The sequence below is a fragment of the Vibrio sp. Isolate25 genome, assembly GCF_022398025.1.
GTDB classification, from domain to species: Bacteria; Pseudomonadota; Gammaproteobacteria; order Enterobacterales; family Vibrionaceae; genus Vibrio; species Vibrio coralliilyticus_A.
Genome location: NZ_JAKEUT010000002.1, coordinates 285,123 through 311,935 on the forward strand (window position 1 = coordinate 285,123; position 26,813 = coordinate 311,935).

24 protein-coding genes are annotated in these 26,813 nt (G+C 45.9%); 5 read left to right on the top strand and 19 right to left on the bottom strand.

The genetic code is table 11. The features are described 5' to 3' along the window. Positions 1 to 17 precede the first annotated feature (17 nt). Both L1D15_RS08010 and vexH read left to right on the top strand, forming a co-directional pair. Positions 18 to 1,082 (top strand): efflux RND transporter periplasmic adaptor subunit, encoded by a 1,065-nt coding sequence (locus tag L1D15_RS08010; RefSeq protein ID WP_239864966.1) that lies wholly within the window; start codon positions 18 to 20, stop codon positions 1,080 to 1,082. Beyond that, positions 1,082 to 4,192, top strand: coding sequence for a vibriobactin export RND transporter permease subunit VexH (gene vexH, locus L1D15_RS08015; RefSeq protein ID WP_239875254.1), 3,111 nt, complete (start codon positions 1,082 to 1,084; stop codon positions 4,190 to 4,192). Before L1D15_RS08010 ends, vexH begins: the two co-directional genes overlap by 1 nt. Positions 4,193 to 4,254: 62 nt before the next feature. Here the strand turns inward: vexH and L1D15_RS08020 are convergent, their stop codons facing one another. Further along, on the bottom strand, positions 4,255 to 4,854 hold the full coding sequence (locus tag L1D15_RS08020) for a YitT family protein (protein ID WP_239875255.1): 600 nt from the start codon (positions 4,852 to 4,854) through the stop codon (positions 4,255 to 4,257). Between the two features lie 366 nt (positions 4,855 to 5,220). On the opposite strand from L1D15_RS08020, the gene glyA reads away from it, so the two are divergent. Both glyA and L1D15_RS08030 read left to right on the top strand, forming a co-directional pair. Next, positions 5,221 to 6,471 (top strand): serine hydroxymethyltransferase, encoded by a 1,251-nt coding sequence (glyA, locus tag L1D15_RS08025; RefSeq protein ID WP_239838361.1) that lies wholly within the window; start codon positions 5,221 to 5,223, stop codon positions 6,469 to 6,471. Between the two features lie 250 nt (positions 6,472 to 6,721). Continuing rightward, positions 6,722 to 7,288, top strand: coding sequence for a hypothetical protein (locus tag L1D15_RS08030; RefSeq protein ID WP_239864959.1), 567 nt, complete (start codon positions 6,722 to 6,724; stop codon positions 7,286 to 7,288). A gap of 73 nt (positions 7,289 to 7,361) precedes the next feature. Here the strand turns inward: L1D15_RS08030 and L1D15_RS08035 are convergent, their stop codons facing one another. The 13 genes from L1D15_RS08035 to leuS form a co-directional block, all read right to left on the bottom strand. Then, entirely contained in the window at positions 7,362 to 7,688 is a 327-nt protein-coding gene (locus tag L1D15_RS08035; protein ID WP_239838359.1) for a hypothetical protein, read from the bottom strand. A 132-nt stretch (positions 7,689 to 7,820) separates the two neighbouring features. Next, entirely contained in the window at positions 7,821 to 8,786 is a 966-nt protein-coding gene (lipA, locus tag L1D15_RS08040) for a lipoyl synthase (protein ID WP_239875256.1), read from the bottom strand. A 24-nt stretch (positions 8,787 to 8,810) separates the two neighbouring features. Further along, the gene (lipB, locus tag L1D15_RS08045) at positions 8,811 to 9,464 is read right to left on the bottom strand and encodes a lipoyl(octanoyl) transferase LipB (protein WP_239838357.1); all 654 of its coding nucleotides are present in this window, start codon (positions 9,462 to 9,464) and stop codon (positions 8,811 to 8,813) included. Between the two features lie 178 nt (positions 9,465 to 9,642). Further along, a complete protein-coding gene (gene ybeD, locus L1D15_RS08050; protein ID WP_114786547.1) occupies positions 9,643 to 9,921 on the bottom strand; it encodes a DUF493 family protein YbeD in 279 nt (92 codons plus the stop codon). A 141-nt stretch (positions 9,922 to 10,062) separates the two neighbouring features. Further along, positions 10,063 to 11,241, bottom strand: coding sequence for a serine hydrolase (locus tag L1D15_RS08055; protein ID WP_239838356.1), 1,179 nt, complete (start codon positions 11,239 to 11,241; stop codon positions 10,063 to 10,065). 89 nt (positions 11,242 to 11,330) lie between these two features. Further along, positions 11,331 to 12,113, bottom strand: coding sequence for a septal ring lytic transglycosylase RlpA family protein (locus L1D15_RS08060; protein ID WP_239838355.1), 783 nt, complete (start codon positions 12,111 to 12,113; stop codon positions 11,331 to 11,333). Further along, positions 12,114 to 13,235, bottom strand: a complete 1,122-nt coding sequence (gene rodA / locus L1D15_RS08065) for a rod shape-determining protein RodA (protein WP_239864955.1) — start codon at positions 13,233 to 13,235, stop codon at positions 12,114 to 12,116. It abuts the gene before it with no gap. After that, a complete protein-coding gene (mrdA, locus tag L1D15_RS08070; protein WP_239875257.1) occupies positions 13,235 to 15,118 on the bottom strand; it encodes a penicillin-binding protein 2 in 1,884 nt (627 codons plus the stop codon). The genes rodA and mrdA overlap by 1 nt, the downstream gene beginning before the upstream one ends. A 7-nt stretch (positions 15,119 to 15,125) precedes the next feature. Continuing rightward, a complete protein-coding gene (gene rlmH, locus L1D15_RS08075) occupies positions 15,126 to 15,596 on the bottom strand; it encodes a 23S rRNA (pseudouridine(1915)-N(3))-methyltransferase RlmH (protein WP_239875258.1) in 471 nt (156 codons plus the stop codon). A gap of 4 nt (positions 15,597 to 15,600) precedes the next feature. Next, positions 15,601 to 15,918, bottom strand: a complete 318-nt coding sequence (rsfS, locus tag L1D15_RS08080; protein ID WP_239838351.1) for a ribosome silencing factor — start codon at positions 15,916 to 15,918, stop codon at positions 15,601 to 15,603. Positions 15,919 to 15,978: 60 nt separating this feature from the next. Beyond that, positions 15,979 to 16,992: a DNA polymerase III subunit delta gene (gene holA, locus L1D15_RS08085; protein ID WP_239875259.1), complete on the bottom strand. Its 1,014-nt coding sequence runs from the start codon at positions 16,990 to 16,992 to the stop codon at positions 15,979 to 15,981. An 8-nt stretch (positions 16,993 to 17,000) separates the two neighbouring features. After that, the gene (gene lptE, locus L1D15_RS08090) at positions 17,001 to 17,633 is read right to left on the bottom strand and encodes an LPS assembly lipoprotein LptE (protein WP_239864947.1); all 633 of its coding nucleotides are present in this window, start codon (positions 17,631 to 17,633) and stop codon (positions 17,001 to 17,003) included. Positions 17,634 to 17,767: 134 nt separating this feature from the next. Continuing rightward, positions 17,768 to 20,341 (bottom strand): leucine--tRNA ligase, encoded by a 2,574-nt coding sequence (leuS, locus tag L1D15_RS08095; RefSeq protein WP_239875260.1) that lies wholly within the window; start codon positions 20,339 to 20,341, stop codon positions 17,768 to 17,770. Positions 20,342 to 20,480: 139 nt separating this feature from the next. Here leuS and L1D15_RS08100 point away from each other — a divergent pair, with 139 nt between their 5' ends. After that, positions 20,481 to 20,951 carry a zinc ribbon-containing protein gene (locus L1D15_RS08100; protein WP_239838347.1) on the top strand — a complete coding sequence of 157 codons (471 nt, stop codon included), beginning with the start codon at positions 20,481 to 20,483 and terminating at the stop codon, positions 20,949 to 20,951. A gap of 89 nt (positions 20,952 to 21,040) precedes the next feature. Here L1D15_RS08100 and lnt read toward each other — a convergent pair whose 3' ends face one another. From lnt to miaB, 5 genes are all read right to left on the bottom strand, one after another. Further along, positions 21,041 to 22,549 carry an apolipoprotein N-acyltransferase gene (gene lnt, locus L1D15_RS08105; protein WP_239875261.1) on the bottom strand — a complete coding sequence of 503 codons (1,509 nt, stop codon included), beginning with the start codon at positions 22,547 to 22,549 and terminating at the stop codon, positions 21,041 to 21,043. A gap of 40 nt (positions 22,550 to 22,589) precedes the next feature. Further along, positions 22,590 to 23,489, bottom strand: coding sequence for a CNNM family magnesium/cobalt transport protein CorC (gene corC, locus L1D15_RS08110; protein WP_239838345.1), 900 nt, complete (start codon positions 23,487 to 23,489; stop codon positions 22,590 to 22,592). 100 nt (positions 23,490 to 23,589) lie between these two features. After that, positions 23,590 to 24,060, bottom strand: coding sequence for an rRNA maturation RNase YbeY (gene ybeY, locus L1D15_RS08115; protein WP_239875262.1), 471 nt, complete (start codon positions 24,058 to 24,060; stop codon positions 23,590 to 23,592). After that, positions 24,057 to 25,154 carry a PhoH family protein gene (locus L1D15_RS08120; RefSeq protein WP_239875263.1) on the bottom strand — a complete coding sequence of 366 codons (1,098 nt, stop codon included), beginning with the start codon at positions 25,152 to 25,154 and terminating at the stop codon, positions 24,057 to 24,059. Before L1D15_RS08120 ends, ybeY begins: the two co-directional genes overlap by 4 nt. Positions 25,155 to 25,273: 119 nt before the next feature. Next, positions 25,274 to 26,698, bottom strand: coding sequence for a tRNA (N6-isopentenyl adenosine(37)-C2)-methylthiotransferase MiaB (gene miaB / locus L1D15_RS08125; RefSeq protein ID WP_239875264.1), 1,425 nt, complete (start codon positions 26,696 to 26,698; stop codon positions 25,274 to 25,276). Between the last annotated feature and the right edge of the window lie 115 nt (positions 26,699 to 26,813).

The window sequence follows — 26,813 nt, forward strand, 5'->3', positions numbered from 1 at the left end:
GAGACAGAATTTCAATCATGAAAAATAAAATTATTCTGAGTATTTTTTCGTTGTCTATGATTGCGGCCACACCTAGTGTTCAAGCTAAAAGGCAAGGGCCACAGACAGTAACTGTGGTGACAGAGCAGGTCCAGACACATCAAGTTTCACAGTCTTTATCTTTGGTAGGCAAAATTGAAGCAGAGCAATCGGTTGTGCTCTCCTCTGAAGTGACAGGTCGAGTCGATGTCATTGCATTTAAAGCCAATCAAGAAGTAAAGAAAGGCCAGTTGCTGATTCAGCTTAATGATGACAAGGCAAAAGCCAGCGTGGCCGAAGCGAAAGCCTACCTGAGAGATGAAAAGCGCAAGCTCAAAGAATTTGAACGCTTGGTCAAGCGTAATGCGATCACTCAGACTGAAATTGATGCGCAGAAAGCCAGCGTAGAAATTGCTCAAGCACGTCTTGACGCGGCCAATGCGAATCTCAGTGATTTAAATATTACTGCGCCTTTTTCTGGTACTGTCGGCTTCGTCGATTTTAGTTTAGGTAAGTTGGTGAGTACGGGGGATGAGTTGGTTGCACTGGATGACTTATCTGTCATGCAGTTGGATTTACAAGTGCCTGAGCGTTATTTGTCTCAAATATCGAAAGGTATGAAGGTCACCGCAACGACGGCTGCATGGGATGGATGGATGTTTGAGGGGCAAGTGGTCGGTATCGACTCACGCATCAATGAAGAAACGCTCAATCTACGAGTACGAATCCATTTTGAAAACCCGGATAAAAAGTTAAAGCCAGGGATGTTAGTCGCGGCGGATATGGATTTCCCGCCAGTGGAAGCGCCGATTATTCCTGTTCAAGCACTCGAATATTCTGGTACCAAACGTTATGTCTACGTAGTTGGAGGTGACAGCAAAGCGGTTCGCACTGAGGTCTTCTTAGGTGCTCGTATCGGCAACCAAGTTGTGATTGAAAAAGGCCTGGATATCGGCCAGAAAATCGTCGTTCAAGGTATTGTGAACATGCGCGATGGTGTCGCTGTGAGTGAACTGGGTAAAGATGGCAAACCACTGAGTATTGAGCAAGAAGGTAACAGCTAATGTGGTTATCTGATGCTTCTGTAAAACGCCCCGTTGCGGCGGTCGTTCTCAGCTTACTGCTGTGTGTATTTGGTATTGTCTCTTTCAGTAAACTGGCGGTACGCGAAATGCCGGATATTGAAAGTCCGGTCGTTTCAATCAGTACCCGTTATGAAGGCGCTTCAGCGACCATTATTGAAAGCCAAATTACGTCTGCACTGGAAGACCAGCTTTCTGGTATCAGTGGTATTGATGAAATTGAATCGAAAACGCGTAATGGCAGTTCACGGATCACGATTACTTTTGAACTCGGTTATGATCTCAATACTGGCGTCAGTGACGTTCGGGATGCGGTTGCACGTGCGCAGCGTTCCTTGCCTGATGAGGCGGATGATCCGATTGTTTATAAGAACAATGGCTCCGGTGAAGCGTCTCTCTACATCAATCTGAGTTCTTCAGAAATGGATCGGACGCAGTTGACGGATTATGTTGACCGAGTCCTACTCGACAGATTCAGTTTGATCTCGGGTGTAAGTTCGGTCGAAGTGTCTGGTGGCTTGTATAAAGTCATGTACGTTAAGCTGAAGCCTGCACAGATGGCGGGGCGTGGAGTCACGACATCTGACATTACTGCGGCACTCAACAACGAAAATATTGAAAGCCCGGGCGGAGAAGTTCGTAACGATCAGATCGTGATGTCGGTTCGTACCGCTCGCAGTTATAACGTCGCCGAAGATTTCGAGTACCTTGTCGTTAAACGTGCCAGTGATAACTCGCCCATCTATCTTAAAGATGTCGCGGATGTCTACATTGGTGCGGAGAACGAAAACTCGACCTTTAAAAGTGATGGTGTCGTCAATGTCAGTATGGGGATTGTGCCTCAATCGGACGCCAATCCGCTGGAAGTTGCTGACTTAGTGCATGATGAAGTGGAAAAAATCCAGCAATTCCTTCCATCGGGAACTCGTCTTGCCATCGACTATGATTCAACCGTCTTTATTGAGCGTTCGATAGCGGAAGTGTATAGCACTCTGTTTATTACCGGTGGTCTGGTCATTCTCGTGCTGTACATATTCATTGGTCAGGTACGAGCCACGCTGATCCCAGCAGTAACGGTGCCTGTTTCTTTGATTTCATCCTTCATGGCCGCTTACTACTTCGGTTTTTCCATCAACCTTATCACGTTGATGGCGCTGATATTGTCGATTGGCTTGGTAGTCGATGATGCTATCGTGGTGGTGGAGAACATTTTCCATCATATCGAACGGGGTGAAAAACCGCTGTTGGCTGCATACAAAGGGACACGCGAAGTTGGCTTTGCCGTAGTGGCGACAACTCTGGTACTGGTCATGGTTTTCCTGCCCATCTCGTTTATGGATGGCATGGTCGGCCTGCTGTTTACCGAGTTTTCGGTACTGTTGGCGATGTCGGTGATTTTCTCATCACTGATTGCACTGACTCTGACGCCAGTACTAGGCAGCCAGCTATTAAAGGCTAACGTGAAACCAAACCGCTTTAACCGTTTCATCGACCGCATGTTTGGTCGTCTGGAAATCGGTTACCGTAAAGTATTGCGTGGAGCCTTGAAATGGAAGTGGGCGGCGCCTCTGATCATCTTGACCTGTATCGGCGGAAGTTGGGGCTTGATGAAACAAGTTCCTTCTCAGCTCACACCATCTGAAGACCGCGGGGTGATCTTTGCCTTTGTTCGTGGTGCGGATGCGACTAGTTACAACCGCATGGCTGCGAACATGGATATCGTTGAAGAGCGCTTATTGCCGCTACTGGGCGAAGGCTTCCTTAAGTCCTTCAGCATTCAATCGCCAGCCTTTGGCGGTAATGCCGGTGACCAGACGGGGTTCGTGATCATGATTCTGGATGACTGGAATGATCGTGAGGTAACGGCTCAACAGGCGTTAGGCGAGGTGAGAAAGGCGCTGGTGGGGATTCCAGATGTTCGTGTCTTCCCATTTATGCCAGGCTTCCGAGGCGGCTCCAGTGAGCCAGTCCAGTTCGTGTTAGGTGGTTCTGATTACCCAGAGCTGAAACAGTGGGCTGAAAAGTTAGAACAGTTAGCAGAAGAGTCTCCGATCATGGAGGGGGCGGACATTAACTACTCTGAGCGAACCCCTGAGCTGGTGGTGACGGTTGACAAACAACGTGCGGCAGAGTTGGGCATCAGCGTATCAGAGATTTCTGAGACCTTAGAAATTATGCTTGGCGGTAAGAGTGAAACGACTTTTGTCGAGCGTGGTGAAGAATATGACGTTTATCTGCGCGGTGATGAGAACAGCTTCAATAACGCGACGGATCTGAGCCAGATTTATCTGCGAACCAGTTCAGGCGAATTAGTGACACTGGATGCGGTCACCAAGATTGAAGAAGTGGCTTCGTCGATTCGTTTGTCACATTACAACAAACAGAAATCGATTACCGTAACGGCTAACTTGTCTGATGGGTATACCTTAGGTCAGGCTCTGGACTTCCTAGATCAACAAGCGGTGGAAATTCTGCCGGGCGATATCTCAGTCAGCTACTCTGGTGAATCGAAAGATTATAAAGAGAACCAATCCAGTATTCTGGTGGTATTTGGCTTGGCACTGCTGGTCGCGTACCTAGTTTTGGCAGCGCAGTTTGAAAGTTTCATTAACCCACTGGTGGTGATGTTCACTGTCCCTATGGGAGTATTTGGCGGCTTCTTGGGCTTGTTCTTTATGAGTCAAGGGCTGAATATCTACAGCCAGATTGGCATGATCATGTTGATTGGTATGGTGACCAAGAACGGTATCCTGATCGTTGAGTTTGCGAACCAACTACGTGATCGCGGCTTCGAATTTGAGAAAGCAATAGTCGATGCTGCGGCACGTCGCCTGCGCCCAATCATGATGACGGCGTTCACTACGCTTGCAGGTGCCATTCCATTGATCCTATCGACAGGGGCAGGTTATGAAAGCCGAGTGGCGGTAGGTACGGTGATCTTCTTCGGTATGGGTTTCGCAACGCTGGTGACTTTGTTTGTTATCCCTGCGATGTACCGACTGATTTCAGCAAGTACGCAGTCACCGGGTCATGTGGAAGCTGAGCTGAACAAAGAGCTAAGTCACGATGTGAAGGCCAGAACCTCACACTAATCGCAGCAACCACTAGATGAAGAAAAGCCCGCAATCGCGGGCTTTTCTTCATCTAGTGGTTCTCAACCGTAATTGACCGAATAACGGGTTGGCTTGTGGTTCATGGCTAACACAACATTGAGCAGGATAGCGCCCAAAATAGATAACCCAATGACTTCTGGAGAGACAAAGAAGAATGATGCGAACAAGATGCAACAATCGATGGCTAGTTGGGATTTACCCACTGAGATACCGAATTTATCCTGAATAAACAGGCAAAGTACGTTGAAACCTCCGAGACTTGAGCGATGCCGGAACAGGATAAGCATACCCAAACCCATCAGTAACCCTCCGGCAACCGCACAATACACAACGTTGACCGTTTCAAGGCTGACGACCAGATATAGGTGGTCTGCAAATACAGAGACTAAGGCACCAGAAATAGCACTGTTAAAGGCAAATCGTGAGCCAAAACGCTTCCACGCGAGTAAATAAAAAGGACTATTGGCCAAAAAGTAAAGCGTACCGAAGGAAAGTGACACAAACTGGCTCATAAGCAACGCTAAACCAGTGGTGCCTCCGGTTAACAGATCTGCAGATTGGAGGAAGAAAACGCCCTGAGCGACCAGAAATGTTCCGGTTAAAATAGCCATCCAATCTTCTTTGCGTGAGTGTTTTTCCATCAATTTGAAACTTTTACAGTAGATAATGGCGCGCATACTATTTAAAAAATGAGGTTTTCGGTAGCTTGAGAAGCAAATTTAAGGTAAACCTATGTAATTATCGTTTTACGGGGTGTAAAGGGAAAAATTGACACTTTTCATATTTATACGATTTAGAAAGGTGACAATATGACAATCCTCGTAGAACCACATGAAGAATCTGCATGAGAAAAAGTAAAAGTTTCTCTTTATGGCCAAGATCAAATTATGTAGAATGCGCGCTATTAACGTGATGCAAACGTTTGCGTGAGTCAATTTGCGTAGATTAATAGGGTCATTAGTAGGTTTTTTGCAAATTTCAGTTTAAATCTGAGTCAGGAGATACAGATGCTAAAGCGTGATATGAACATCGCAGATTACGATGCGGAACTGTTCGCAGCAATCCAAGAAGAAACTCTTCGCCAGGAAGAACACATTGAACTAATTGCTTCAGAAAACTACACGAGCCCACGTGTAATGGAAGCTCAAGGTTCTCAGCTAACAAACAAATACGCTGAAGGCTACCCTGGCAAGCGTTACTACGGTGGTTGTGAATACGTTGATAAAGCGGAAGCTTTGGCAATTGATCGTGCATGTCAGCTATTCGGCTGTGAGTACGCGAACGTTCAACCTCACTCTGGCTCACAAGCAAACAGCGCTGTTTACATGGCATTGCTAAACCCAGGTGATACTGTTCTAGGTATGAGCCTAGCGCATGGTGGTCACTTGACTCATGGCTCACCAGTAAACTTCTCTGGTAAACACTACAACGTGATTCCTTACGGTATCGACGAAGCGGGTCAAATCAACTACGACGAGATGGAGCAGCTTGCTCTAGAGCACAAGCCTAAGATGATCATCGGCGGCTTCTCGGCTTACTCTCAAATCGTTGACTGGGCTCGCATGCGTGAAATTGCAGACAAAGCAGGCGCGTACCTGTTCGTAGACATGGCGCACGTTGCTGGTCTAATCGCAGCAGGCGAATACCCAACGCCAGTCCCTCACGCTCACGTAGTGACAACAACAACGCACAAGACACTAGCGGGCCCACGTGGTGGTCTAATCCTGTCTAATGCTGGCGAAGAGATGTACAAGAAGTTGAACTCCGCGGTATTCCCTGGTGGTCAGGGTGGTCCTCTGATGCATGTTATCGCAGGTAAAGCGGTAGCGTTCAAAGAAGCAATGGAGCCGGAATTCAAAGCGTACCAAGCGCGCGTAGTGAAGAACGCTAAAGCGATGGTTGCCCAGTTCCAAGAGCGTGGTTACAAGATCGTTTCTAACGGTACAGAGAACCACCTGTTCCTAGTTGACCTCATCGACAAAGACATCACAGGTAAAGATGCTGATGCAGCACTTGGTGCAGCAAACATCACGGTAAACAAGAACTCAGTGCCAAACGATCCACGTAGCCCGTTCGTGACTTCTGGTATCCGTGTAGGTTCTCCAGCCATCACTCGTCGTGGTTTCACTGAAGAAGATGCTAAAGAACTAGCGAACTGGATGTGTGACGTTCTTGATAACATCGGCAGCGAAGAGGTTATCCAAGCAACGAAAGCGAAAGTGCTTGAAATCTGTAAGCGCCTACCGGTTTACGCTTAATCTCACTGCGCGAATCATTGTCACTTTTAAAACCTCCCGCTGGGAGGTTTTTTTTACTTTCTGATTCTTTCCCTAAGCAAACCAACTGGATAAACCAGTTACTCCTTCACTTCCCTTATCATGCTGGTCACTCAATGAGTGATAATTAAAAACCGCAACATAATCACAATGTTTTATATCTGTGATTGATTGGTATTGAGTTTAAATCTATATACTTAGTTTTAATTGGCTATTCATAAGGAAGAGTTGAATGCGTCCAACGAAAGAAAACCTGACCGCTTTGGTCGGCAAAAATATTGAAATGGATATGCGTCTCACGTGTCAACCGGAAAACAGCGAGACTGGCTATTTGGAAAAGCAGTATGGTGTGACCTTAATTCAGCGTGATGGCAAAGTAGTTTTGACGCGAGATGATTCCTCCGTTGATGCTGGTGTTTGGGTACCATACGCTGAAACCAAAGCTGTGGTAGGGCGTTACACAGGCAGTGGCATAGGTTGGTTAGCGTCTGGGCCGTTTAGTGGTTGTGAAATGGCTGTTGGTGTAGATAAAGAGCAAAACCGAGTTTTTGCTGCACATATTGCAAAGCAAAGCGGTTCAACGGCACCAGCGGATTATCGAAAATTCCGCACCGATGCGAAAGCGAGTGAGTTTTATTGGAACCGGATTCCGATGCCTTTCGAAGATAAGTTTTCCTGTGCGTATGTTTTTGTTATCTGTTCAACAGACGGCATTATTTCGATGAACTCGTTAGAAGTCGAAGTGACCAGCATGGGGGGAAGCAATGGTAAGGTATTGTCGGTAAGAACGTTCAAATAGTGGAGCTCTTGCCGTTGAAATGAAAAAGGTTGATGAAAACAAATCATCAACCTTTTTTGATTCTAGCTTGAGCCTATTTTGAAATGCTCAGTAGCGTACCTGACTTACACTTGAATGAGTAGTACTTGCGGCTTTCGCTGAACTTGCCAAGACCTTCACCATCACAGTAATCGATGTTGATGTCACGCATAGTCTCAAGCGTTGCTTCGCTGGTTAGAGCAAACTTAGAGCCGTCAGCACATACGATACGTACGCGGCCATCGTCACTGACAGAGTAAAGTTCAACCTCTGTATTACACAGCTCAAAAGAAGCTTCGCGGAAATTGTCCTGCTGTGTGTTAGACGCACAACCTGCTGTTAGCGCGGCGAGAGCAACAGCAACAAAACCTAGTCTTTTCATAATAATTCCTTGGAGATGTACTTTTTTATGTCGTTAGAGCTAAGCCTATAGAAGAGTTGTGTCTCATTCAAGAAACGAAACAAAAAAGGGCTGACTTATTTTGCCAACCCTTACGACTAATTAAAGTGATATTTAGCTTACTTCGACACCTTGTGCTTGTAGGTCAGCATGGTATGAAGAGCGAACAAATGGGCCACATGCCGCGTGAGTGAAGCCCAGTTCCAGAGCAATTTCTTTTAACTCATCAAATTCTGAAGGCGGCACATAACGTTCAACGGGGAGATGGTGACGACTTGGTGCTAAGTACTGACCTAGAGTCAGCATAGTCACACCGTGCTCGCGAAGATCTTTAAGAACTTCAACGATTTCTTCTTTAGTTTCACCTAGACCCATCATCAAGCCTGATTTAGTCGGTACATCCGGATGCTGTTCTTTGAATTTCTTAAGCAGCTGTAGCGACCATTTGTAATTGGCGCCTGGACGAGCTTTGCGGTACAGACGAGGTGCCGTTTCCAAGTTATGGTTGAAGACATCTGGTGGGTTGTCTTTCATTAATTCAAGCGCGACATCCATACGGCCGCGGAAATCTGGGACTAGAGTCTCGATACGGATGTTTGGATTTTTGGCACGTATCTCACGGTTACAATCAGCGAAGTGTTTTGCTCCACCGTCACGAAGATCATCACGGTCAACTGAGGTAATAACCACATATTTCAGTTTCATATCTGAAATGGTTTGCGCCAGTTTTTGCGGTTCATCGGCTTCAGGAGCAACTGGGCGTCCATGAGCGACATCACAGAAAGGGCAGCGACGAGTACAGATAGCACCAAGAATCATAAAAGTGGCGGTACCGTGGTTGAAGCATTCTGCTAAGTTAGGGCAAGACGCTTCCTCACACACCGAGTGGAGGTTATTCTTACGCATCGCTGACTTAATATCTTGGATACGTTGGCTATCAGCAGGTAGCTTGATCTTCATCCAATCAGGCTTACGCAGGATTTCTTTTTGCTCAGTTGGCATGTTCTTAACTGGGATCAGTGCCATCTTGTCGGCGTCGCGGTATTTAACGCCTTTTTCCATTTGGATTGGTTTACTCATGCTATCTTTACTTCTCTTTGCTTCTCATCGCGTAGGAGAGGCTTCTGTGCTGAATTCAACTTGCTCGTAACCAAGCAAAGCTACAAGTTCATCGACTAATGTCGCTTCAACCTGGGTAAGATCATCCGGTCCACCAAGCTGGCTCATCTGAACCATCTCCATTCCGGCATAGCCACATGGATTGATACGCAAAAACGGTGATAAATCCATATTTACGTTCAATGCTAAACCATGAAATGAGCATCCTTTACGGATTCTCAGCCCCAAAGAGCAGATCTTTTTACCATCAACATAGACGCCTGGTGCATCTGGTCGTGCCGCCGACTCTATATTGTAATTTTTAAGGGTGTTGATCACTAGGTTCTCTATATGAGTTACAAGCTCTCTGACCCCGATCTTTTTACGACGTAAATTTATCAGGAAGTAAGCCACCAATTGACCGGGACCGTGATAGGTCACCTGACCCCCTCTATCGCTTTGGACAACAGGGATATCACCGGTATTGATCAAATGCTCTTCTTTACCTGCTTGCCCTTGTGTAAAGACAGGGTTGTGCTCGACTAGCCATACTTCATCACAGGTTTCCTCAGTACGGTGATCTGTGAAGTCGTGCATGGCTTGCCAGATAGGTTCGTAATCTTGCCTACCCAGACGCTTCACAACAAGCTGGTTTTGCATTCCTGATCCTATAGTCAGTAAATAAAGTCTTGGGATTATAAACTGGTTCTGGTCATTGAACTATATACCAGTTACACATTTTTAACCCTTGGAAATATGCAGGATTATTATCTATATGATATTTAAAAAGAAAGCAGCTTTCGCTGCTTTCAAATTAATTTTATTTTATCAAATAAAATTATAGAACCATGCGTACAATGTCGATTTCACCCAGCTCTTTATACAGCGTTTCGACTTGTTCAATTGACGTCGCTGTAATGGTAATAGATACCGAATGGTAGTTGCCTTTGGCACTTGGTTTCACGCTAGGGCTATAGTCACCTGGAGCGTGGCGCTGGATCACTTCAAGAACCTTCTCTGGCAGTTCAGGCTTGGCGTAGCCCATTACCTTGTAGGTAAACGAACAAGGGAACTCAAGCAGGTCTTTCAGTTTTGCATCTGAGTTGATAGTCAACATTTTGAAACTCCAAGTTGAATGTCATGTAAGCAGCGCGGAATAGTACTGCCATTGAATCTAAATCTCAACATTCTCGCGATTTGAGCTAGCGAGAATAAAAAAAGCCGCGTGAAGCGGCTTTTGATGAATATGTGTTCTGGATTATAGGAAGCTCTTAATCAGCATCACAATGTAATCCCACAGACGGCTGAATAGGCTACCTTCTTCTACGTCTTCAAGAGCAAGAAGTGGGTACTCAGCAACATCTTCGCCTTCTAGTTGATAGTATAGCTTACCAACTACGTCACCTTTTTTAATGGGGGCTTCAAGTTCTTTTTCAAGCACGAAGCTTGCTTGAAGATTCTTCGCTTCTCCGCGAGGAAGGGTAACATATGTGTCTTGGTCGAGGCCTAGCGCAACAGTGTCTTTGTCACCCATCCAGATTTTTTCTTCGACGAAGGTTTCACCGGCTTTGTGTGGGGCAACGGTTTCAAAGAATCGGAAACCGTAGCTTAGCAATTTCTTACTTTCAGATTTACGTGCATTGGCGCTTTTGGTTCCCATCACGACCGCAACAAGACGCATTTTACCTTCTGTTGCAGAGCTAACTAAGCTATATCCCGCATTACTTGTATGGCCGGTTTTTATACCATCAACGTTCATGCTCTTATCCCACAGTAAGCCATTGCGGTTATATTGTGTGATACCGTTGTAAGTGTATTTCTTCTCGGAGTAGATACGGTACTCATCAGGCACGTCACGGATCAAAGCTTGACCTAACAGTGCCATGTCATAAGGCGTTGAGTATAGATTCGAGTTATCTAGGCCGTGGACGTTAGCAAAGTGCGTATCTTTCATACCTAGGGTATTAGCCCAAGCATTCATCAGATCTACGAAAGCGTCTTCTGAGCCAGCAATGTGCTCAGCCATCGCTACACAGGCGTCATTACCGGACTGAACAATGATACCTCGGTTGAGCTCTTCCACTTTGACTGTGGTGCCAACCTCAATAAACATTTTGGAAGAATCAGGGAAGTTCTTTGCCCATGCATTCTTACTGATCGTCACATCATCCTGAAGTGAAATATTACCGCGTTCCAATTCTTGACCAATGACATAACTGGTCATCATTTTGGTCAGACTGGCTGGAGACAATTTGGTGTTCATCTCTTTTTCAGCCAGGATCTTACCTGAATGATAATCCATCAAAACGTAGCCTTTTGCGGCGATTTGGGGGGCATCCGGTACAACAATCGGAGCGGCAAATGAAGTGGATGCGAAAGTTGCAGAAAGCGCAATAGAAGACGCAAAAACGGATTTAATTAGCGTTGTTTTTTTCATATTGACTACAGGTTTATATTAACTGTCCATATCTTAACAGAAACAATCGCTCAAACCAGTGTAAGGCTTGCCCCACACTGGATTGAGGACTACTGGGATTTTATAAAAGCACTTGAATAGCCCATCAGCTTGACTTGTTCTAATGCTTTTTGTGTCAGCATATAGTCATCAAATGGACCTAGAAACACTCGATGAATGTTTTTATCCGAATTGACATAACTTTTGACTGAAAGTGTTTGACTTAAATCTTGTGCTAAAGTTCGCACTCTGTCTTCGTGTTGTGATGAAGCCACCTGAACAACGAACTTAGGCAGTGCTTTTTGTTTGTGAGCTTCCGTGGGTTTACCTACTGAGATGACCTCGATGGCAACATTTGCGGTTCCCGTACGAATCACATCCAGCTTGGTCGCTGCGGCAAAACTGAGGTCTATGATTCGACCCTCATGAAAAGGTCCGCGATCATTGACGCGCACAATGGCCGTTTTACCATTGTCTTTGTTAGTGACTTTAACATAACTGGGAATAGGTAGGGTTTTGTGCGCCGCCGACATAGAATACATATCGTACACTTCGCCGTTAGACGTTAGGTGACCGTGAAATTTTTTGCCGTACCAAGATGCCATCCCTTCTTGGGTGAAGCCTTGAGGCTCTCTGATAATTTTGTATTTCTCTCCACGCAGTGTGTAGTCACTATTACCGCCCAAGCTATAAGGTTCGTACTGAGGATTAGCATCTTCTATGTGATCAACAGAAATCGGTGAATCTGGGGCGATGTCATCATCGATCGTGTATCGCTGAGAAGGCGTTGATGAGCAACCCGCTAACAGGATTACAGCGCATAGTATGCCAAGCAAAGGAGTATTTAGGGTCATTTAGGTTGCCTTCGAGAATGCATTTCTGTGAGTGTGAATCGACATAAGTATGCCAAAGCCGGCCATAAGAGTAACCATTGATGTTCCACCATAACTAATGAGGGGGAGTGGAACACCAACAACAGGCAGAATGCCACTAACCATGCCGATATTAACAAAAACGTAGACAAAGAAGCTTAGAACAATACTGCCAGCCATCATTCTACCAAAAGCGGTTTGTGCTTTACTGGCTAACACTAACCCTCGACCAATAATAAACAGATACAGACTAAGTAAAATTAGGATACCAATTAATCCCCACTCTTCAGCGATCACAGCAAAAATAAAGTCAGTGTGGCGCTCTGGTAAAAACTCTAATTGGGATTGGGTACCTTGTAGCCAGCCTTTGCCTGATATGCCACCTGAGCCAATCGCTATTTTACTTTGAATAATGTGGTAACCAGCGCCAAGAGGATCTGACTCTGGGTTAAACAGCGTTCTTACTCTGACTTTCTGATACTCACGCATAAGGAAGAACCAGAGAATCGGTAAAAAAGCACCAAGGCCACACGCTGCGGCGAAGATGATTCTCCAGCTGATCCCTGCAAGAAAGATAACAAATATACCTGACGCTGCAATCAGAATCGAAGTGCCCAAATCTGGCTGTTTAGCAATGAGGATAGTGGGAACAAAGACCATGACTAAAGACAGTACGAGAGTCTGGAAGGTTGGTGGCAGTGAGCGTTTACCAATAAATCGGGCCACCATCAGAGGCACCGCGAGCTTAAGCAACTCGGAGGGTTGAAAGCGGACAAAGCCCAGATTGAGCCATCGCTGGGCACCTTTGGAAGCTTCACCAAAGAATAGTACGCCGAACAACAGTAAAACCCCGACCATAAACATAAGCGGTGCCAAAGTTTCGTATGTTCGAGGAGGAATTTGCGCAAGAATGACCATAACACCTAGGGATAAGCCCATTCGCATAGCTTGGCGGTCCATCATGGCCAGACTTTGACCACTCGCACTGTACATGACTACTAGGCCAAAGCCCATTAAGACAAGAATACCGAGTAACAGAGGCAAATCGATATGAAAGCGCTCAAACAGCGCTCGGTTTTGCCCCGTAGCTGGATCAAAGTCCATTATTGTTCTGCCTCTTTATCTTTTACTAATACATGGTCGAAGATACGTCTTGCGACTGGGCCGCCTTGTGATGAGCCACCGCCGGCATTTTCTAATACCAGGGTCACAATTAGTTTTGGATCGTCGAGTGGCGCAAAGCCAGTAAATAGCGCATGGTCACGTAAGTGCTCTGCGATTTCATCTGCGTTGTACTCCTCGTCCTCAGCAAGACCGAATACTTGTGCTGTCCCAGATTTGCCTCCACTTACATATTTGGTGTTGTAGAATGCTCGGCGTACGGTTCCTTTCTTACCGTGGTTGACCAGTCTCATCCCCTCAATGGAGAGATCCCAGAATTTTTCTTTCACCCCAGTGATAGGAGGGTATGTTTCAACCTCCGAGAGTACTTGTTTATCAAACTGCTGGCCATTTTCTATGGTTGAACGCAGTAAGTGAGGAGCGATAACTTTGCCTCGATTGACCAATACTGAAGTTGCCTTCGCTATTTGTATTGGTGTCGCGGTCCAATAGCCTTGTCCGATACCAACCGGAATCGTATCACCCTGATACCAAGGCTCACGGTGTCGAGCCATCTTCCATTCTCGAGTAGGCATGTTTGCTTTGCTTTCTTCGTATATATCGATTCCTGTCTTTTCACCAAAGCCAAACATCATCATCCAATTGGAGATGCGATCTATGCCCATATCGTAGGCTATTTGATAGAAGAAGGTATCCACTGACTCTTCGATGGATTTAACGATGTTCACACGACCGTGTCCCCAGCGTAGCCAATCTCGGAAAGGCCTAGTTTTTGAGTTAGGAATTTTCCAATAGCCTGGATCGTTGCGTGTTGTGTACGGTGTTATAACGCCTTCTTGTAGAGCAGCAACAGCCATAAATGGCTTAATTGTCGAGGCGGGTGGATAAATACCCAGTGTTGCGCGGTTAACTAAAGGGCGGTTTTTATCATTGAGCAGAGCGCTATAGGCTTTTCCTGAAATGCCATGGACGAAGGCGTTGGGATCATAGCTTGGGCTCGATACCATGGCCAAAACACCATTGTCTTTTGGATCGAGAACGACGACACTACCACGGCGCTCAGCCAGTAATTCATGAATGTAAAGTTGTAGATCGATATCCAGGTTGAGAACGATATCTTTTCCCGGGACTGGCGGAATGTATTTTAGGGTACGGATTATCCGCCCGCGGCTGTTAACTTCAACTTCTTGATAGCCCGCAGTACCATGAAGAAGGTCTTCATAATAGCGTTCAATGCCGAGCTTACCGATATCACGAGTGGCTTGGTAGTTCGCGTCTTTTTCTTCTCTTATCAGGCGCTGCATATCACGATCGTTTATGCGCGAGACGTAACCGATGACATGAGTCAGAACTTCACCATAAGGGTAGTGACGTTTTAAACTGGCGTTCACTGCTACGCCAGGAAACTTGTGCTGATTGACGGAAAACTTGGCGACTTGCTCTTGTGTGAGCTGGGTCAACAGTGGGACTGATTTAAAACGGCGAGTTTGGCGTCGCTCTCGCTCAAAACGTTCTATTTGTTCGGGGGTGATCTCAATGTATTTTTGAAGGCGAGCAATAGTCCCTTCCATGTCTTCGATTTTTTCTGGTGTGATCTCCAAGTTGAAAACCGGGCGGTTCTCGGCAAGCAGAGTACCGTTTCTGTCGTAAATCAATCCGCGGTTTGGGGCGATTGGAACCACTTTAATCCGGTTGTCATTTGAACGAGTTTTATAGTCCTGATATTGATTGATTTGGATGTTGTACAGGTTGGCGACTAATAGGCCAACCATAGCAACGATACCAATGAAAGCGACAATAGCACGACTTTTAAACAGTCGTGCCTCTTCTTGGTAATCCCTTATTCGGGTGCGCTTTCGTAACATGAATTGATTATTCTCGGTGGTATGGGTGGTTTGCAGTAATGCTCCAAGCTCGATACAGACTTTCTGCCATAACGATGCGAACCAGAGGATGTGGTAACGTTAAAGCGGACAGCGACCAACTTTGGTCAGCCGCTGCTTTACAGGCTGGGGCCAGTCCTTCCGGACCACCGATTAAGATCGAAACATCACGACCATCAAGTTTCCAGTTCTCTAGCTGCTGAGCCAATTGTGGGGTATCCCACTTTTTGCCAGGAATATCTAGGGTAACAATTCGATTACCTTTTGGCACTGCAGCCAGCATAGCCTCGCCTTCTTTTTGCAAAATTCTTGCAATGTCGGCATTTTTTCCTCGTTTCCCGGCTGGAATTTCAACAAGCTCTAGTGGCATGTCATGAGGAAATCGGCGCTTGTATTCTTGGAAGCCTTCTTCCACCCACTTGGGCATTTTAGTGCCGACAGCGATCAACTGAAGCTTCATTAATTTAGCTCCAGAGTTTCTCTAGCTGATAAAGCTCACGTTGCTCTTCCTGCATAACATGAAGAATTGTTGTTCCCATGTCCAATACGACCCACTCCCCTTCATCTTCGCCGTCAATGCCTAGAGGAACTATCCCAGCAAGCTTAGATTCTTTTGCCACATGTTCAGCAATTGACGCTACGTGACGTTTTGAAGTGCCTGTGCAGATTATCATGTAGTCCGTGATACTGGACTTGCCTTGAACATCAAGAGTTTTAATATCTTGTGCTTTCATATCATCGGCTTTATCTACTAGAAAATCGTTCAGTTCTTCAAGTTGCAAGGTTATCTCCTCATTATTCATTTTAGGCGCAAATCAAAGCGGCGTAGTATATCACGCTTTTTACAGCTTCACTTGCGGCAAGCACATCTCAGTACTTAACTGGTGTAATAGTGGCCAGCTGGAAGCGTCATATTGAGTTTTAGAAATTATTTCCGCTTTGGCAATTAACTGAATCAACTGGGATAGCTTGGCTTGAGTTAGCCGATTCAACGCCGCTGAGTACAGTGGTTTTTTGGATTGCCAAATTCTAAAGCGCTCAAAAACTTGCCCGATTGATTGAGACTGAAGGGCTTGTTGCATCGCCAAGAGTTGCGTGAGTTCTTTTTGGATAGTTCTGATTAAAATAACAGCTTCAGTACCCTCTGCTTCTAATTGACGAAGTACGCGCTGAGCACGGTTTGCTTTACCTGCGAGTAAAGCATCAGTCCAGTGGAAGGCAGTGAAATGATTGTGTCGGCTTAGAGATTCTTCCAACCGAATTAGGTTTAACTGACCATCTGGGTAGAGTAGAGCCAGTTTCTCTAAGCTTTGAGTTAAAGCGAATAAATTGCCTTCATGCCACTGAGCCAACATCTGAACTGCTTCAGCATCTGGGTTTAGGTTCAGTGCTCTGCAGCGTGACTGAACAAACTGGGGCAGACGGTTGAGGTCTGGGGTGAGGCAGTTTACCCAACAGCCGCGAGAGGACAGGGCTTTAAACCATTTAGCATTTTCCTGAGCTTTAGTGAGTTTAGTGCCAATTACGACTAATATGATGTCGTTATGTAACATCTCTGAAATGCCTACTAGCTCTTTGGCAATCGCCGCGTTTACCCCCGATTCAGGAAGTTCTAGCTCAATCAATTGACGTGATGAAAATAGGCTTAATGCTTGGCAACTGTCATACACTAAGTTCCAATCAAAGCTATTGTCTACTGCGAATCGGTGTCGTTCTTCAAAGCCCTGAGTGTAAGCGGCTTTTTGAATGGACTGACGAGATTCTTGTAGTAGCAGAGGCTCATTACCAAATACAAGATAAGCTGGGTGGAGCTGCTTATTCAATTGCTCCACCAGTCGATCAGCGAAGATTCGCATTGGGTGCTCTACTGAAGGTTAGAGTTGTTGTCAGAAGGCGTTGCGAACTCATCTGAAAAGTAGGTCCTTACGCGGTATTGCTCTTCATCGGCCTTTAACTGAATGTCCTGTTCTTCCATTTCAAGCTCATTGGCTTCTATATCGGCTTTTAATCGTGCCATCTGACGAATAATTTGCGATGCGGCCAGTTTGCGCATTTCGTCTTCAATCATATCCCGTTCCACTGACTTTGCCAGAGCGGTGAGTGGGTTATCCAAGTAGCTGCGAGTGACGCTGGTAGAAAAGGTTTTTTCACCCAACTCTGGAATGGTTACACGGTAAGAAGCACGAAATGTTAGCTCTTTCTCGGCTGCACGCGTGTTTTGGTAAAGTGATAAGGTGCGTTCACCAACGCCTTCACCGATTAAATGGAGGTTGGGAATATTATCTGCTGGTGGAACGACTTCAATTTCACTCATGCGCAACTGACCTTTCATCATTCGAGTAAAGTTGCTGTATTGGTCATAACTGGTTAGCGACATGGTCTCAAGTTCATCTGGGATAGAGTAATCACCACGAAGGTGGAAACCACAGGCAGAAAGTAGGCTCGCAGTAAGAACAACACTGGCTAGCTTTAAAGTAGATATTGAAAATAGGCGCATTAGTGGATGTTTCTCGATTATTGGGATACTTATCTCAGGCTACTCATTGAATACACTGAGGTAAATAAAGCAGGGTACTATAATGAATACCCTGCATAAGACTTATTTATTTGCGATTAGTTCGCAACACTTTCTTAGTTTGCAACAATGTTAAGCAGCTTACCTGGTACGTAGATAACTTTACGTACGGTTTTGCCTTCAGTGAACTTAGTCACGTTCTCATCGTTTAGACCAAGCGCTTCGATATCTTCTTTAGAGATGTCCGCTGGTACTGTTAGTTTTGCACGTAGCTTACCGTTAACCTGAACGATGATTAGCTTCTCGTCTTCAACCAGTGCTTTTTCATCAAAAGTTGGCCATGCTGCGTTGTCGATATCTTCTTGACCCAGAGCTGCCCACATTTCGAATGAGATGTGCGGAGTGATTGGGTAAAGCATTACAACAACAGCTTGTAGTGCTTCATCAAGAATGGCGCGATCTTGAGCTGATTCTTGAGGTGCTTTCGCTAGCTTGTTCATCAGTTCCATGATCGCAGCGATTGCTGTGTTGAACGTTTGACGACGAGCGATATCGTCAGTCACTTTAGCGATAGTCTTGTGAACGTCACGACGAAGTGCTTTTTGGTCGCCAGACAGTGCTGATGCATCAACAGCTTCTGCAGCGCCTTTCGATGCGTGCTCGTTAACAAGCTTCCAAACACGTTTTAGGAAGCGGTTAGCACCTTCTACGCCAGACTCTTGCCATTCAAGTGTCATGTCTGCAGGTGATGCAAACATCATGAATAGACGCACTGTGTCTGCACCGTACTTATCTACCATCTCTTGAGGGTCGATACCGTTGTTTTTCGACTTAGACATTTTGATCATGCCTGAGTGCGTTACGTCACGACCTTCGCTGTCTTTAGCGGAAGTGATACGACCTTTACCGTCGCGCTCTACAGCTACGTCAGTTGGTGCAACCCACTCTTTACCACCTTTGTCGTTCTCGTGGTAGAACGCATCCGCTAGAACCATGCCTTGACACAGTAGTTGCTTAAACGGTTCGTCAGACGTTACGTAACCTGCATCACGTAGAAGCTTGTGGAAGAAGCGTGAGTACAGTAGGTGCATACAAGCGTGCTCGATACCACCGATGTACTGGTCTACTGGCAGCCAGTAGTTTGCTTTTTCTGGATCTAGGATGTCGTCAGCTTGTGGTGAACAGTAACGCGCGTAGTACCAAGAAGATTCCATGAACGTGTCGAACGTATCTGTCTCACGTAGAGCTGGTTCACCGTTGAATGTTGTTTTTGCCCACTCTTTGTCGGCTTTGATTGGGCTCGTTACGCCGTCCATTACCACGTCCTCTGGAAGGATTACTGGTAGTTGGTCAGCTGGTACTGGGTGAACTTCACCGTCTTCAGTTGTTACCATTGGGATGGGCGCGCCCCAGTAACGTTGGCGAGATACACCCCAGTCACGTAGACGGAAGTTAACTGTCTTAGTGCCTTTGCCTTCTGCTTCTAGCTTGGCTGCGATTGCATCGAACGCCGCTTGGAACTCTAGGCCGTCGAATTCACCTGAATCGAACAGTACACCTTTCTCTGTGTATGCTGCTTCAGAGATGTCTAGCTCGCTGCCGTCAGCAGGCTTGATCACAGGTACGATATCTAGACCGTATTTAGTCGCGAACTCGTAGTCACGTTGGTCGTGTGCAGGTACGGCCATTACAGCACCTGTACCGTAGTCCATCAGTACGAAGTTAGCCACGTAAATTGGTACTTCACGACCGTTCAATGGGTGAATAGCAGTAAGGCCAGTTGCCATACCTTTCTTCTCCATTGTCGCAAGCTCAGCTTCCGCTACTTTGTTGTTCTTACACTCTTCGATAAATGCAGCAAGCTCAGGGTTGTTCTCAGCTGCGATTGCAGCTAGAGGGTGACCTGCTGCGATACCTACGTAAGTCACACCCATTAGTGTGTCTGGACGCGTTGTGTAAACTTCTAGGTCTTGCTGACCCTTAACTTCAAACTTGAGTTCCACACCTTCAGAGCGACCGATCCAGTTACGCTGCATGGTCTTAACCATTTCAGGCCAACCTTCAAGTTTGTCTAGGTCGTCAAGTAGTTCTTGCGCGTACTCTGTGATCTTGATGAACCACTGAGGAATTTCTTTTTGCTCGACTGGAGTATCACAGCGCCAGCAGCAGCCGTCTTCAACCTGCTCGTTAGCAAGTACGGTTTGGTCGTTTGGACACCAGTTAACTGATGAAGTCTTCTTGTAAACTAGGCCTTTATTGTAGAGCTTAGTGAAGAATTCTTGTTCCCAACGGTAGTACTCAGGTGTACATGTTGCGAATTCACGGTTCCAGTCGTAACCAAAGCCAAGAAGCTTAAGCTGGTTTTTCATGTATTCGATGTTTTCGTACGTCCAAGGTGCGGGAGCTGTGTTGTTCTTAACAGCAGCGTTTTCCGCAGGTAGACCAAATGCATCCCAACCGATTGGTTGCATGACGTTTTTGCCTTGTAGGCGCTGGAAACGAGAGACTACATCACCGATAGTATAGTTACGCACGTGACCCATGTGCAGTCGACCACTTGGGTAAGGGAACATAGAGAGACAGTAGAATTTTTCTTTGTTTGGGTCTTCACTTACAACAAAGGTTTTGTTGTCATCCCAGTGCTTTTGAACTTTTCGTTCAATATCTTGCGGGTTATATTGCTCTTGCATCGATGATATCCGGTTATCTTGGAAATTGTGAGTTCAGTTCGAACAGACATAAATAGATCGTCATAGAATACCTAAAGGAGAGGAGCACAACAATAGTCTACAGAGCTCAATTCTTCTGAGCGGTTAGAAGGAGGTTACTATGCCAAAACGTAAAGCAGGTTATGAGGAAATGTTTGATGATGTGGTGGAAGCACTCAAACACAGTCCCGATGAGGTCAAGCACGTTTTTGAAACCTCAGAAAAGGTGGTAGAAGCGGCCAATGATTTGACCAAAGATGAGCTGGCACTGGTGTCCGCCTACGTGAAATCAGATTTAAAGGAATTTGCGGATAGCTATGAAGAGTCTAAGAGTGGACCTTTTTATCTGATGGTCGCCGATTCTATTTGGCAAGGGTTATTGGAAATCACTGATCGTACTAAAGTTGAGTGGGTAGAGTTATTTGCTGATCTTGAGCATCAAGGACTTTATCAGGCTGGTGAAGTGATTGGTCTTGGCGTTCTAGTGTGTGACGATTGTGGGCATAAAACTCAATATAACCATCCGACGGTCATCATTCCGTGTACCAAATGTGGCAGCAAAGCATTTAGTCGCCAAGCTTTAAAACCCTAAGTCAGTGCTTAGCAAAGCTATATGAGTAGAATGGCTTATCGAATGGCTTAAGGGCTGGTCAATATGACCAGCCCTTAACGTTTTCTTGTTTAATCTTTCAATCGCCAACCGATTATTAAACTGAGCATTACCCAGATATACAAAGGCCAAGTACCAAATACTCGGTAGGGTGTCTGACCATTTGTCGAGATAACCTCTGTACGCAGTACCTCAGTATTGAATTGGGGGACTTGTGCTGTGATTCTACCTTTGTAGTCGGTCACTGCGGTCACTCCGTTGTTTGTTGAACGAATGACAGGTTTACCCAATTCAAGTGCTCTCATTCGAGCAATTTCCATGTGCTGCAGAGGACCGATTGATCTACCAAACCATGCATCATTAGATAAGGTTAAAATAAAGTCAGTATCCTCAGTGACATTTTCACGCACCTGTTCATTGAAAATAATCTCGTAACAGAGGGCGGGAGCCATCTGTTTGCCATTAGCATCTATGTTTGGTTGGATGAAGTCTCCACGACTGAAAGAAGACATAGGTAAATTAAACAGCGGTGCTAATGGTCTGAGGATATCTTCAAAAGGTACAAACTCACCAAAAGGCAACAGGTGGTGCTTATGGTAGCGTTCAGTCATATCAAAGCTGTAGTCACCGTAAGGAGTTTGACCAACCGTGAGAATACTATTGTAAAACTGGCGGTCTTCTCCTTGGTTCACCACGCCTGTAATAACGGCACTGTTATTCATTCTGGCTGCTGAATCTAAGTTGCTCAGGTACGAAGAAATTTCGAACTCAAAAGCCGGAATAGCCGCTTCTGGCCAGATGATGATATCTGCGTCCCAGTTTTCACGAGTGAGATCCGTGTATTTCATGATGGTTGGCCAGCGTTCCTGCGGTAGCCATTTTTTCGCTTGATCTACATTGCCTTGTATCAGTGCGATCTTAGTGGTGCTATCTGGATTAAGGGTGACCCAGTTTGCCGACTTTAGTCCGTAACCAGTCGCAAAAATGACTGCAGGGATAAGTAGATGTAGCCATTGTTTGTGATGAGCAGCATACACGATGCTACCAGCACTAATGACTAAGAGTATTGTTAGTAGTTCTACACCACCAATAGGAGCAAAGTTGGCTAATGGGCTTTCAATTTGACTGTAACCAAGCCAAAGCCATGGAAACCCTGTCATAACCCAGCCGCGCAGCCAGTCACAGATTAACCAAATCGCTGGGGCTGCGAGAAGAAATCGTGTTCGATTCGATTTGGGGAAAAATCGGTTCAGGCTCCAAGTAAACAGCCCAGAATAAAGTGACAGGTAGCCAATCAGGAGTGCCATTAAGAAAACGCTGGCTATCTTAGGCATGCCACCAAAGTTATCAATACTGATATGAACCCAACTGATACCGGTGGCAAATTGGCCGATTCCCCAAGCATAACCGACCCAAAGAGCACGCTTAGGTGATTGGTTATGAATTAAAGCTAATAATATTACAGGGCTTAGCAAGGCCAATGGCCACAATTGGTAAGGAGCAAAAGCCAAAGTGGTGAGAGCGCCAACAAAAACGGCCGCAAGCGGCCGTTTTAGGCGATGAAAAAGTGTTTTTATCATCGTAATACTTCTGAATACCCCCAACTTGGGGAAATTAGCGTTACTCTTCAGCTGGTTCCGGAAGAGGCTCTTCGTCAGGTATTGTCACTTGAAGTTGCAACACCCGGCGGTTATCCGCAGAGGTAACTTTAAAGCTATAGTTTTCGATCTCCACCACTTCACCACGTGAAGGGAGATGGCCGAACGCTGTCATTACCATGCCGCCAACGGTATCCACTTCTTCATCACTGAAGGAGGTATGAAAGGTTTCGTTAAACTCTTCAATGGTTGTCAGGGCTTTTACTGCGTAGGTGTGTTTGCTGAGTTTACGGATATCGAGCTCTTCTTCGTCATCGAACTCATCTTCGATGTCTCCAACGATTTCTTCGAGAATATCTTCGATAGTCACAAGACCAGAAACACCACCGAACTCATCTACGACAATTGACATGTGATAACGTTCCTCACGGAACTCTTTTAGTAGACGATCTACTCGTTTACTTTCAGGAACAACGACCGCGGGGCGAATCACTTGCTCAATATCAAATGGAGCGCTGTCTGAGCCTAAATATTTAAGTAAGTCCTTCGCTAACAGGATGCCTTCAACATGGTCTTTGTCTTCACTGATGACAGGGTAGCGCGAGTGTTGCGCGTCAGTAATCAGGTTAACCAGAGCGTCTAAGTCGTCGCTACGATCAACGGTAACCATTTGAGAGCGTGGGATCATAATATCTCGCACGCGCATTTCTGCGATTTCCATAACGCCTTCAAGCATGTCCCGGGTGTCATGGTCTATCAGGTCATTTTCTTCTGAGTCGCGGAATACTTCCACAAGCTCCTGGCGATCTTTAGGTTCGCCTTGAAATAGTTGACCTAGGCGTCCGAAGAAGGACTTTCTACTCGGACCTTCAGATTTTTCTTTTTTACCTTCTAGAGAAGAGGGCGAATTGTCTTCGTTCATTGTTTCTCAATTAAGTAACGCTATCAGAAGTGTGATAGCTCACGTTGAGGGCATGAGAGAGGTAAATAATGAACTCTCAAACCCTCACATGCGAGTGACCCTAAGGTGACTCTTTTTCAGCTATGTATGGGTCTTCAAACCCCATATCTAGCATGATTTCTGTTTCGAGGGACTCCATCTCTTCGGCTTCGTCATCCTCAATATGATCATAACCTAGCAGATGCAGGCTACCATGTACAACCATATGCGCCCAGTGTGCCATTAAGGGCTTAGATTGCTGAGCAGCTTCTTGCTCCACCACTTGTTTACAGATGATAAGGTCACCCAGTAAGTCCATCTCAATACCCGGAGGGGCTTCAAATGGAAAAGACAACACATTGGTTGGCTTATCTTTACCACGATAATCATGGTTTAACTGGTGGCTTTCTTGCTCATCGACAATACGAACGGTGACTTCGGCTTGAGGCTGAAACTTTGTCACAGTAGAGCTTAACCAGAGATGAACATCTTCAAAGCTTGGTAGGTCTTTTTCATCTTCGACTGCTAATTGAAGATCTAGTTCGATGCTCATGAAGGTTTCGTCTCCGGAGTGACGGTAGGCTGAGCCGTTGGCGCTTCCTGAAGTTTTGCTTCACGCTCTTCACGACGTCGCTTCTCATACTCTTTACGCTCTTTCTGATCTTGCGCTTCCCACTTCTCATAGGCATTGACGATACGTGCAACCACTGGGTGTCGAACGACATCGTCAGATTGGAAGAAATTAAAGCTTATTTCATCCACCTCGTTAAGCACTTCAATGGCGTGGCGAAGGCCTGATTTTGCTCCACGTGGCAAGTCGATTTGAGTGACGTCACCCGTAATGACTGCGCGTGAATTAAAACCGATACGAGTCAGGAACATCTTCATCTGTTCAACAGTAGTGTTCTGACTTTCATCGAGAATAATGAAAGCATCATTCAACGTACGACCGCGCATATAAGCCAGTGGTGCTACTTCAATGACATTGCGTTCAATCAACTTCTCGACTTTTTCAAAGCCGAGCATTTCGAACAGCGCGTCATAGAGTGGGCGTAGATACGGATCGACTTTTTGGCTTAAGTCACCAGGGAGAAAACCCAGTTTTTCACCCGCTTCAACAGCAGGACGTGTTAGCAGAATACGACGAATCTCTTGACGCTCTAGAGCATCTACGGCTGCCGCAACCGCAAGATATGTCTTACCTGTACCGGCTGGGCCAATACCGAAAGAGATGTCATGCGTGACCATATTGACCAGATACTGAGCCTGGTTTGGTGTACGCGGTTTTATCACGCCTTTTTTGGTCTTGATAAAGACCTCTTTGCCATGCTCGATGTTAGATTCGGTATCTTGCTCGAGAACGCCAGTTTCTTTGATCGCCAGATGGATTTCTTCTGGCTCAATATCTGGAATATTACCGCGTACAGGTGCGGTGTTGATGTAAAGTGTCTTGATGATTTCAAGAGCAGCAGCAGCGGTATGAGGTTTACCTACAATGGTAAAGAAATTGCCTCGGTAGCTGATCTCAACACCTAAACGGCGTTCTAAGTGCTTGATATTATCATCGAAAGGACCGCAAAGGCTAGCAAGGCGGCGGTTGTCTGAAGGTTCTAGATCGATCTCTAGAGTCACAATTTTATTGCTCAAAGTTGCCTCTCATTGTTTGTCACTCTAAAAAAGCCCGATTTAGACCGGGCTTTTAGTGACTTTATATACCTTTCTCTAAGATGGTATCAGAGTCGGGTAAATTCAAGCTAATTTCAAACTTAAGGCGTAAAGGTTGCTACACCTAGCTCATCTTCGCGTTTGGTTTTCGCCATCATTTGAGTTGGAGAAATGACAGTTCGCAGGTCCATTTCTTTCTCGGTGCGAACAATTTCACCACGCAGTGAGTTAGCAAAAACATCGGTAATTTTGACATCGACAAATTGCCCAATTAGGTCTGCGTTGCCTTCAAAGTTAACCACGCGGTTATTCTCTGTACGTGCTCGCAGCTCCATTAGGTTCTTTTTCGAAGGCCCTTCAACAAGAACGCGCTGCTCAGTACCTAGCATTAGACGAGAGTAACGCATTGCTTGTGCGTTGACGGTTTGTTGCAGCTCGTAAAGACGCTCTTTCTTGGTTTGCTCTGAAAGATCGCATGGGTAATCAGCTGCTGGTGTACCCGGGCGAGGAGAGAAGATAAAGCTAAAGCTCATGTCGAAATCGACGTCTTTGATGAGCTTCATCGTCGCTTGGTGATCCATGTCGGTTTCACCAGGGAAGCCAACAATAAAGTCCGAACTGATTTGGATATCTGGGCGCGCTTTACGAAGCTTGCGAATGATCGACTTGTATTCAATCGCGGTGTGTGGACGCTTCATCATGGTTAGAATGCGGTCACTACCACTTTGTACTGGTAGGTGCAGGAAGCTCACCAGCTCTGGTGTATCTTCGTAGACGGCGATGATGTCGTCAGTGAACTCTAGTGGGTGGCTAGTCGTGAAGCGAATACGATCGATGCCATCAATAGAGGCAACAAGACGTAGTAATTCTGCGAAAGAGCAAATATCGCCTTCATGTGTTGGGCCACGGTATGCGTTTACGTTCTGACCTAATAGGTTTACTTCACGTACGCCTTGATCAGCAAGCTGCGCGATTTCGAAGAGTACATCATCCATTGGGCGACTGACTTCTTCACCACGCGTGTAGGGTACAACACAATAGGTACAGTACTTAGAGCAGCCTTCCATGATAGATACAAACGCGGTTGCACCTTCGGCTTTTGGCTCTGGTAAGCGGTCAAACTTTTCTATTTCAGGGAAAGAGATGTCCATGACGGGCGCTTCGTTGCTTTGCGATTGTTTGATCATTTCTGGCAAACGGTGCAAGGTCTGAGGGCCAAAGATCACGTCAACGTATGGAGCACGTTCGCGAATGTGATCGCCTTCTTGAGTGGCGACACAGCCACCCACACCGATCACAACGCCTTCTTTTTTGTCTTTCAGGGTTTTCCAACGACCTAGCTGGTGGAATACCTTCTCTTGCGCTTTTTCGCGGATAGAACAGGTATTCAGTAGTAGTACGTCTGCTTCTTCTGGTTCTTCTGTTAGCTCATAGCCGTTTGCCGCATTCAGTAGATCAGCCATCTTAGATGAATCGTATTCGTTCATCTGGCAGCCCCAGGTTTTAATTAGCAGTTTTTTACTCATGTTGTTCGCTCGATCGTTAGTTTAAATTAAGGGAGCAAATCGCCCAGTGTAACCATGCCAGCCGCTCTTTAGCTTCAAGGTGGCTGACGATATTTTAGCCGCCCTCTCGGCGGTA

Excerpts from the sequence above, each read along its gene's own strand:
- lipB (WP_239838357.1), bottom strand. The coding sequence starts at position 9,464 with ATGCAAAACCAGCTTGTTGTGAAGCGTCTGGGTAGGCAAGATTACGAA.
- corC (WP_239838345.1), bottom strand. The coding sequence starts at position 23,489 with ATGAACGAAGACAATTCGCCCTCTTCTCTAGAAGGTAAAAAAGAAAAA.
- rodA (WP_239864955.1), bottom strand. The coding sequence starts at position 13,235 with ATGGACTTTGATCCAGCTACGGGGCAAAACCGAGCGCTGTTTGAGCGC.
- ybeD (WP_114786547.1), bottom strand. The coding sequence starts at position 9,921 with ATGTTGACTATCAACTCAGATGCAAAACTGAAAGACCTGCTTGAGTTC.
- miaB (WP_239875264.1), bottom strand. The coding sequence starts at position 26,698 with ATGAGTAAAAAACTGCTAATTAAAACCTGGGGCTGCCAGATGAACGAA.
- L1D15_RS08030 (WP_239864959.1), top strand. The coding sequence starts at position 6,722 with ATGCGTCCAACGAAAGAAAACCTGACCGCTTTGGTCGGCAAAAATATT.
- L1D15_RS08100 (WP_239838347.1), top strand. The coding sequence starts at position 20,481 with ATGCCAAAACGTAAAGCAGGTTATGAGGAAATGTTTGATGATGTGGTG.
- ybeY (WP_239875262.1), bottom strand. The coding sequence starts at position 24,060 with ATGAGCATCGAACTAGATCTTCAATTAGCAGTCGAAGATGAAAAAGAC.
- vexH (WP_239875254.1), top strand. The coding sequence starts at position 1,082 with ATGTGGTTATCTGATGCTTCTGTAAAACGCCCCGTTGCGGCGGTCGTT.
- leuS (WP_239875260.1), bottom strand. The coding sequence starts at position 20,341 with ATGCAAGAGCAATATAACCCGCAAGATATTGAACGAAAAGTTCAAAAG.
- L1D15_RS08055 (WP_239838356.1), bottom strand. The coding sequence starts at position 11,241 with ATGAAAAAAACAACGCTAATTAAATCCGTTTTTGCGTCTTCTATTGCG.
- holA (WP_239875259.1), bottom strand. The coding sequence starts at position 16,992 with ATGCGAATCTTCGCTGATCGACTGGTGGAGCAATTGAATAAGCAGCTC.
- glyA (WP_239838361.1), top strand. The coding sequence starts at position 5,221 with ATGCTAAAGCGTGATATGAACATCGCAGATTACGATGCGGAACTGTTC.
- lnt (WP_239875261.1), bottom strand. The coding sequence starts at position 22,549 with ATGATAAAAACACTTTTTCATCGCCTAAAACGGCCGCTTGCGGCCGTT.
- L1D15_RS08010 (WP_239864966.1), top strand. The coding sequence starts at position 18 with ATGAAAAATAAAATTATTCTGAGTATTTTTTCGTTGTCTATGATTGCG.
- rlmH (WP_239875258.1), bottom strand. The coding sequence starts at position 15,596 with ATGAAGCTTCAGTTGATCGCTGTCGGCACTAAAATGCCCAAGTGGGTG.
- L1D15_RS08060 (WP_239838355.1), bottom strand. The coding sequence starts at position 12,113 with ATGACCCTAAATACTCCTTTGCTTGGCATACTATGCGCTGTAATCCTG.
- lptE (WP_239864947.1), bottom strand. The coding sequence starts at position 17,633 with ATGCGCCTATTTTCAATATCTACTTTAAAGCTAGCCAGTGTTGTTCTT.
- mrdA (WP_239875257.1), bottom strand. The coding sequence starts at position 15,118 with ATGTTACGAAAGCGCACCCGAATAAGGGATTACCAAGAAGAGGCACGA.
- L1D15_RS08020 (WP_239875255.1), bottom strand. The coding sequence starts at position 4,854 with ATGGAAAAACACTCACGCAAAGAAGATTGGATGGCTATTTTAACCGGA.
- L1D15_RS08035 (WP_239838359.1), bottom strand. The coding sequence starts at position 7,688 with ATGAAAAGACTAGGTTTTGTTGCTGTTGCTCTCGCCGCGCTAACAGCA.
- lipA (WP_239875256.1), bottom strand. The coding sequence starts at position 8,786 with ATGAGTAAACCAATCCAAATGGAAAAAGGCGTTAAATACCGCGACGCC.